Origin of the sequence: Falsiroseomonas oryzae (genome assembly GCF_027856955.1) — a bacterium.
In the GTDB taxonomy this organism is placed as follows: Bacteria; Pseudomonadota; Alphaproteobacteria; order Acetobacterales; family Acetobacteraceae; genus Falsiroseomonas; species Falsiroseomonas oryzae.
This window is the reverse complement of record NZ_JAPSMD010000345.1, coordinates 1-5,652: the sequence shown is the minus strand read 5'-3', so window position 1 is coordinate 5,652 and position 5,652 is coordinate 1. Positions and strand designations below refer to the sequence as shown.

The following is a 5,652-nucleotide window of genomic DNA, read 5'->3' as shown; positions in this document are numbered from 1 at the left end:
CGGCGCGGCGCTGCTGCCCGCGCGCCCGCCGGCGCTGGACCTGGCAGGGCTCGACCTTCGCCGGCCGGGCGGGCAGGCGCGGCTCGCGCAGTGGTTGGCCGCAGCCCCCCATGACAGCGCAGCCGCCAAAGGCTAGACCGCCGCCACAACGCCTGCCGCGCCGGAAAGAGAGGACACCGCCACCATGCGCCTGACGCCCAAGGTCCAGGAGATCCTGTCCTGGTACGAGAGCGACAACCCCGGGACGAAGGCCAACCTCGCCCGCATCCTGATGCAGGGCAAGCTCGGCGGCACGGGCCGCATGGTGATCCTGCCGGTGGACCAGGGCTTCGAGCACGGCCCGGCCCGCAGCTTCGCGCCGAATCCCGCCGGCTATGACCCGCGCTACATGTTCGAACTCGCGCTGGAAGCCGGGCTGAACGCCTATGCCGCGCCGCTCGGCATGATCGAGGCCGGCGCCACGAGCTATGCCGGCTGCATCCCGACCATCCTGAAGGTGAACAGCTCCAACAGCCTGTCCACCACCAAGGACCAGGCGGTGACCGCGACCGTGCAGGACGCGCTGCGCCTCGGCTGCTCGGCGATCGGCTTCACGATCTATCCGGGCAGCGAATACCAGTTCGAGATGATGGAGGAGCTGCGCGAGCTCGCGCAGGAGGCCAAGGCCTGCGGCCTCGCGGTCGTGGTGTGGAGCTACCCGCGCGGCCCGATGCTCGACAAGGTGGGCGAGACCGCGCTCGATATCTGCGCCTATGCCGCGCACATGGCGGCGCTGGTCGGCGCGCACATCATCAAGGTGAAGCCCCCGACCGCGGCGATCAGCCTGGATGCCGCGAAGAAGACCTACGAGAAGAACCCGGTCGAGGACGACGCGGCGAAGCGCTTCCGCCATGTGGTGGATGCCTGCTTCGGCGGCCGTCGCCTGGTGGTGTTCTCCGGCGGCGAGGCGAAGGGCACCGAGGACATCCTGAAGGAGGTCCGCGCCATCCATGCCGGCGGCGGCAACGGCTCCATCATGGGCCGCAACGCCTTCCAGCGCCCGAAGGCCGAGGCGCTGAAGCTGCTCTCCGACATCATCGCGATCTACCAGGGCTGATTTGCGCAGCCAGGTGTGGAGGGGGCCGGTCGCGCGCGCGACCGGCCCTTTCCTTGTGCGTCGCTGCGCGCATCGCGCGCAGGCTGACAGGGCGGCTTGACGATGGCGGCGCAAGCCGCGCCGCGCGCCGCCCCGCATCCTGTCAACTAGCCAGCATGTGAATTCCGTTCGCGCGCCGGCAGGGAAGCCGCGCCCGCCTACGGCGTTGGACCGGCAGCCAGATCCCCGGAGTCGCAGGGCATGCCGGACGGCACGGTGTTCCACCGCGCGGGAAACTTCGCCCCCATCCATGCCGAGCACGACATCGCCGAGCTGAAGGTGAGCGGCGCGCTGCCGCGTGATCTCTGCGGCACGCTGTTCCGCAACGGGCCGAACCCGCAATTCGACGAGGCCGGCGTGCACTGGTTCTTCGGCGACGGCATGGTGCATGCCTTCACCCTGTCCGACGGCCGCGCCGCCTACCGCAACCGCTGGGTCCGCACGCACAAGTGGCGCGCGGAACACGCCGCGGGCCGGCCGCTGCTGCCCTGCTATCCGCGCCCGTCCCTGCCCGGCCTCGCGATCCGCGACACCGGTGTCGCCAACACCAATGTCGTTTGGCACGCCGGTCGCCTGCTGGCGCTGGAGGAAGGCCACCTGCCCTTCGCGCTGGATCCCGCCACCCTCGAGACGCTGGGCGTCGAGACCTTCGGCGGCGTGCTGCGCGGCCGCTTCACCGCGCATCCGAAGGTCGATCCCGCCACCGGCGAGATGCTGTTCTTCGGCTACGGCATCGGCGGCCCGCGCAGCGCGCGCATGGCGTGGGGCACGATCCAGCCGGATGGGCGCGTCGGCAAGCTGGAGAGGTTCGGCGCGCCCTATTGTGCTCTGGTGCACGATTTCGCCGTGACCGAGCGCCATGTGCTGTTCCCCGTGATGCCGCTGACCGGCAGCCGCTGGCGCGCCATCACCCGCGGCCAGCCCTTCGCGTGGGAGCCCGAGCTCGGTGGCCATGTCGGCCTGCTGCGACGGGCGGAGGGCGTCGCCTCGCTGCGCTGGTTCCGCGCCGAGAGCTGCTACGTCTTCCATGTCCTGAATGCCTGGGACGAGGGCGCGCGCGTCGTCGCCGACGTGATGCAATACGACGCGCCGCCGCTGTTCCCGCACGCCGACGGCACGCTGCCCGACCCGGCGCGCACGCGCGCGCGGCTGGTGCGCTGGACGCTGGACCCGGAGGCGGGAACGGAGTCCTTCGCGACCGAGGTGCTGGACGACGCGCCCGGCGAGTTCCCGCGCCTGGACGAGCGCCGCGCGGGCCGGCGCAACCGCTTCGGCGCCTATGCGGTGCGCCGCACGGGCGCCCCGCTGTTCGACGCGATCGTCTGGCGCGACATGGAAAGCGGCCGCGCCCGCAGCTTCGCCCTGCCGCCCGGCGACGCGCTGTCGGAGGCGGTGTTCGTGCCGCGCCACGCCTCCGCGCCGGAGGGCGATGGCTGGCTGCTCACCGTCGCCTGGCGCGCCGCGGAGGGGCGCAGCGACCTGCTCGTGCTGGACACCGACGACATCACCCAAGGCCCGGTCGCCGCGGTGCACCTGCCGCACCGCGTGCCCTTCGGCTTCCACGGCAACTGGGTGGCGGGCGCGGCGTAGCGCGCGATCGGCCTGAGCTCGGCACCGCAGGTGATCACGCCCGGCCGACGACGGCGGCGCCGCATCCTTCGGCCACCCCCGAAGCATTCGCACGCGCACCGGTCCATGCTGCGCCCATGGACCTGACCGCACCGCTCACCGTCGCGCTCGTCTTCCTCCTCGCCGGTGCCTGCAAAGGCGTGATCGGGCTCGGGCTGCCGACCATCTCGGTCGGGCTGCTCGCACTGCTCATGCCCCCCGCCGAGGCCGCCTCGCTGCTCATCCTGCCCTCGCTCGTCACCAACATTGCCCAGGCCAGCGGGCCACACCTGCGTGACCTGCTGCGAAGGCTCTGGCCCATGCTGCTGGCGCTGGTGCCGGGCACGCTGGCAGGCGGCGCGATCATCGCCTCCGGCGCGGCCGCGCTGCCGGCGCTCGGCCTCGCATTGCTGGCCTATGCGGCCTGGGGGCTGGCGACGCCGCCGCTGCGCCTGCCGCCGCGGATCGAGCGTGCGACCGCGCTGCCCATCGGTCTCGCAGGGGGTGTGGTGACAGGAGCGACCGGCGTCTTCGTGGTGCCCGTGGTGCCCTGGCTGACCGCGCTCGGCCTGCCGCGCGACGCGCTGGTGCAGGCGCTGGGGTTGGGCTTCCTGGTGGCGACCCTCGCGTTGGCGGGGGCGCTGGCGCTGCATGGCGCGGTCACGCCCGCGCTCGCCGGCGGATCGTTGCTGGCAGTGGCGCCGGCGCTGCTCGGCCAGTGGCTCGGCAGCCGGGCGCGGCAACGCATTCCGCCGATGGTCTTCCGGCGCCTCTTCTTCGTCGCGATGCTGGTCCTCGGCGCGCAACTGGCCTGGCGCGGCCTCGCATAGCGGGCGCCTCGGCGATCCGGTAACAGGCGCGCATGCCCGATTGCCGCCTCTACCTCATCACCCCGCCCGTCCTGCCCGACCCGGCGCGGTTCGCCGCGGAGGCGCTGGCGCCGGCGCTGGAGGCCGGCGACGTCGCCGCGCTGCAGATCCGGCTGAAGGACGCGCCGGACGCGGCGATCCTGCGCGCCGCCGCCGCCATCCTGCCGGTCGCGCAGTCGCACGGCGTGGCGGTGCTGATGAACGACCGCATGGACCTGGCGAAGGCCTCGGGCTGCGACGGCGTGCATCTCGGCCAGCAGGACGGCGACCCCGTCGCCGCGCGGAAGCTGCTGGGCGCGGAGGCGACCATCGGCGTCACCTGCCACGCCTCCCGCCACCTGGCGATGGAGGCCGGGGAGGCCGGCGCCGACTACGTCGCCTTCGGCGCCTTCTTCCCGACCTCCACCAAGGAGGTGCAGCACAAGGCCGAGCCGGAGATCCTCGAATGGTGGTCGGAGATGTTCGAGATCCCCTGCGTCGCGATCGGCGGCATCACCGCGGCGAACTGCGCGCCGCTGGTGCGGGCCGGCGCCGATTTCCTGGCGGTGATCGGCGCCGTGTGGGCGCACCCGGACGGCCCGGCCGCCGGCGTCCGCGCGCTGGAGGCGGCGATCCGGACGGCCTGAGCCGGCCCTGCCCTCAGGCTGCCTCCGCCGTCAGCACGATGCGCCCGACCACCTTGCCCTCGCGCAGCCGCTGCAGCGCCGAATCGGCGTTGCGCATCGGCTCCCGCGTGATCGGGATGCCGGCCAGCCCGCCGCCCTGCGCCAGCTTCACCAGCGCGCGCAGTTCCTTCGGGCTGCCCACGTAGCTGCCGCGCACGGTCAGCGCGCGCATCGCCATCAGCGGCAGCGGCAGCGTCATCTCGCCGCCGAACAGCCCCACCTGCACCAGCTTGCCGCCCTTGGTCAGCGCATCGAAGCAGAAGCGCGCGGTCTCCGTGCCGTTCACCAGGTCGATGATGGCCTCGACGGGACCGCCGCAGGCCGCGACCAGACGCTGCGTCGTGCCCTCCCCGATCGCCTCCACCGTGTCCGTCGCGCCGGCCTGCCGCGCGGCGGCCAGCTTCTCCGCGCTGACATCGACCGAGACGATCCGCCGGTGGCCCAGCGCCTTCAGCACGGTGATCGCCTGCAGCCCGAGACCTCCCGCGCCGACCAGGACGACGGGCGTGTCTGGGTCCATCGGCATGACCTTGTTGATCGCCGAGAACACCGTGATGCCCGAACAGGCGTAGGTCGCCGCCAGCGCCGGGTCGAGGTTGCCAGGGTCCACCAGGTGCCGCGGCTCCGGCGCGATCACATGCGTGGCGTAGCCGCCGTTCTGGAACACGCCGAGCGCCTTGCCCTGGACGCACATGTTGTCCTCTTCCGCCCGGCAGCGCGCGCAGGTGCCGCAGCCGACCCAGGGGAAGACGATGCGCTGCTGGCCCACCGCCAGCCCGTGCCCCTCTGCCTCCGGGCCCCACTTCACGACGCGACCCACGATTTCGTGACCCATGGCCAACGGCAGCTTCACCCCCCGCTCCACCAGCCGCATCTTGCCGCGGCTGCCCAGGTCCCATTCGCCTTCCCAGATATGGATGTCGGAGTGGCAGACGCCGGCATGGGTGACCTCCAGCAGCACCTGCTTGCCGGTCGGCTCCGGCGTCGGCAGCTCGATCTCCTGCAGGGGCTTCTTCGCCTCCACCACGGCCCAGGCGCGCATATCGGCCTTCCTCCCTCTTCGAAGGGCCATCGAAAGCTCTGGCGCTCCCGCGGTCAACTCGCGAGGGTAGGACCATCGGGCGGAACCCAGCGGCACGACGACGTTGGCCCGGGGACGCGCAACGGAGGAATGACCATGTCGGACGTGCTCTCGAGGATCCTGGCCGGCGCCCTGGGCGGTGCAGGCGGCATGGCGGGCGGGCAGGCCCAGGGCGGCTCCCCGCTGGGCGAGCCGCGCCTGCCCGGCAGCGAATCCGGCCGCTTCGGAGGCGCCCGCGGCGGCATGCCGCCCATGCCGCAGCAGGGCGGGCTCGGTGACATCTTCGGCGGCGGC

At 72.7% G+C, this 5,652-nt stretch carries 6 protein-coding genes; 5 read left to right on the top strand and 1 reads right to left on the bottom strand.

Features of this window, described 5'->3' with window-relative positions; genetic code table 11:
* Positions 1-184: 184 nt before the first annotated feature.
* The 4 genes from OZN99_RS23875 (at position 185) to thiE (ending at position 4,238) form a co-directional block, all read left to right on the top strand.
* Entirely contained in the window at positions 185-1,096 is a 912-nt protein-coding gene (locus OZN99_RS23875) for a class I fructose-bisphosphate aldolase (RefSeq protein ID WP_270937750.1), read from the top strand.
* A gap of 240 nt (positions 1,097-1,336) precedes the next feature.
* A complete protein-coding gene (locus OZN99_RS23870; RefSeq protein WP_270937749.1) occupies positions 1,337-2,725 on the top strand; it encodes a carotenoid oxygenase family protein in 1,389 nt (462 codons plus the stop codon).
* Between the two features lie 116 nt (positions 2,726-2,841).
* Positions 2,842-3,573 carry a sulfite exporter TauE/SafE family protein gene (locus OZN99_RS23865; RefSeq protein ID WP_270937748.1) on the top strand — a complete coding sequence of 244 codons (732 nt, stop codon included), beginning with the start codon at positions 2,842-2,844 and terminating at the stop codon, positions 3,571-3,573.
* Positions 3,574-3,605: 32 nt separating this feature from the next.
* On the top strand, positions 3,606-4,238 hold the full coding sequence (thiE, locus tag OZN99_RS23860; RefSeq protein WP_270937747.1) for a thiamine phosphate synthase: 633 nt from the start codon (positions 3,606-3,608) through the stop codon (positions 4,236-4,238).
* A 13-nt stretch (positions 4,239-4,251) separates the two neighbouring features.
* Here the strand turns inward: thiE and OZN99_RS23855 are convergent, their stop codons facing one another.
* The gene (locus OZN99_RS23855) at positions 4,252-5,319 is read right to left on the bottom strand and encodes an alcohol dehydrogenase (protein WP_270937746.1); all 1,068 of its coding nucleotides are present in this window, start codon (positions 5,317-5,319) and stop codon (positions 4,252-4,254) included.
* 135 nt (positions 5,320-5,454) lie between these two features.
* On the opposite strand from OZN99_RS23855, the gene OZN99_RS23850 reads away from it, so the two are divergent.
* Positions 5,455-5,652: hypothetical protein (locus tag OZN99_RS23850; RefSeq protein WP_270937745.1), on the top strand; the 198-nt coding region annotated here is incomplete at its 3' end.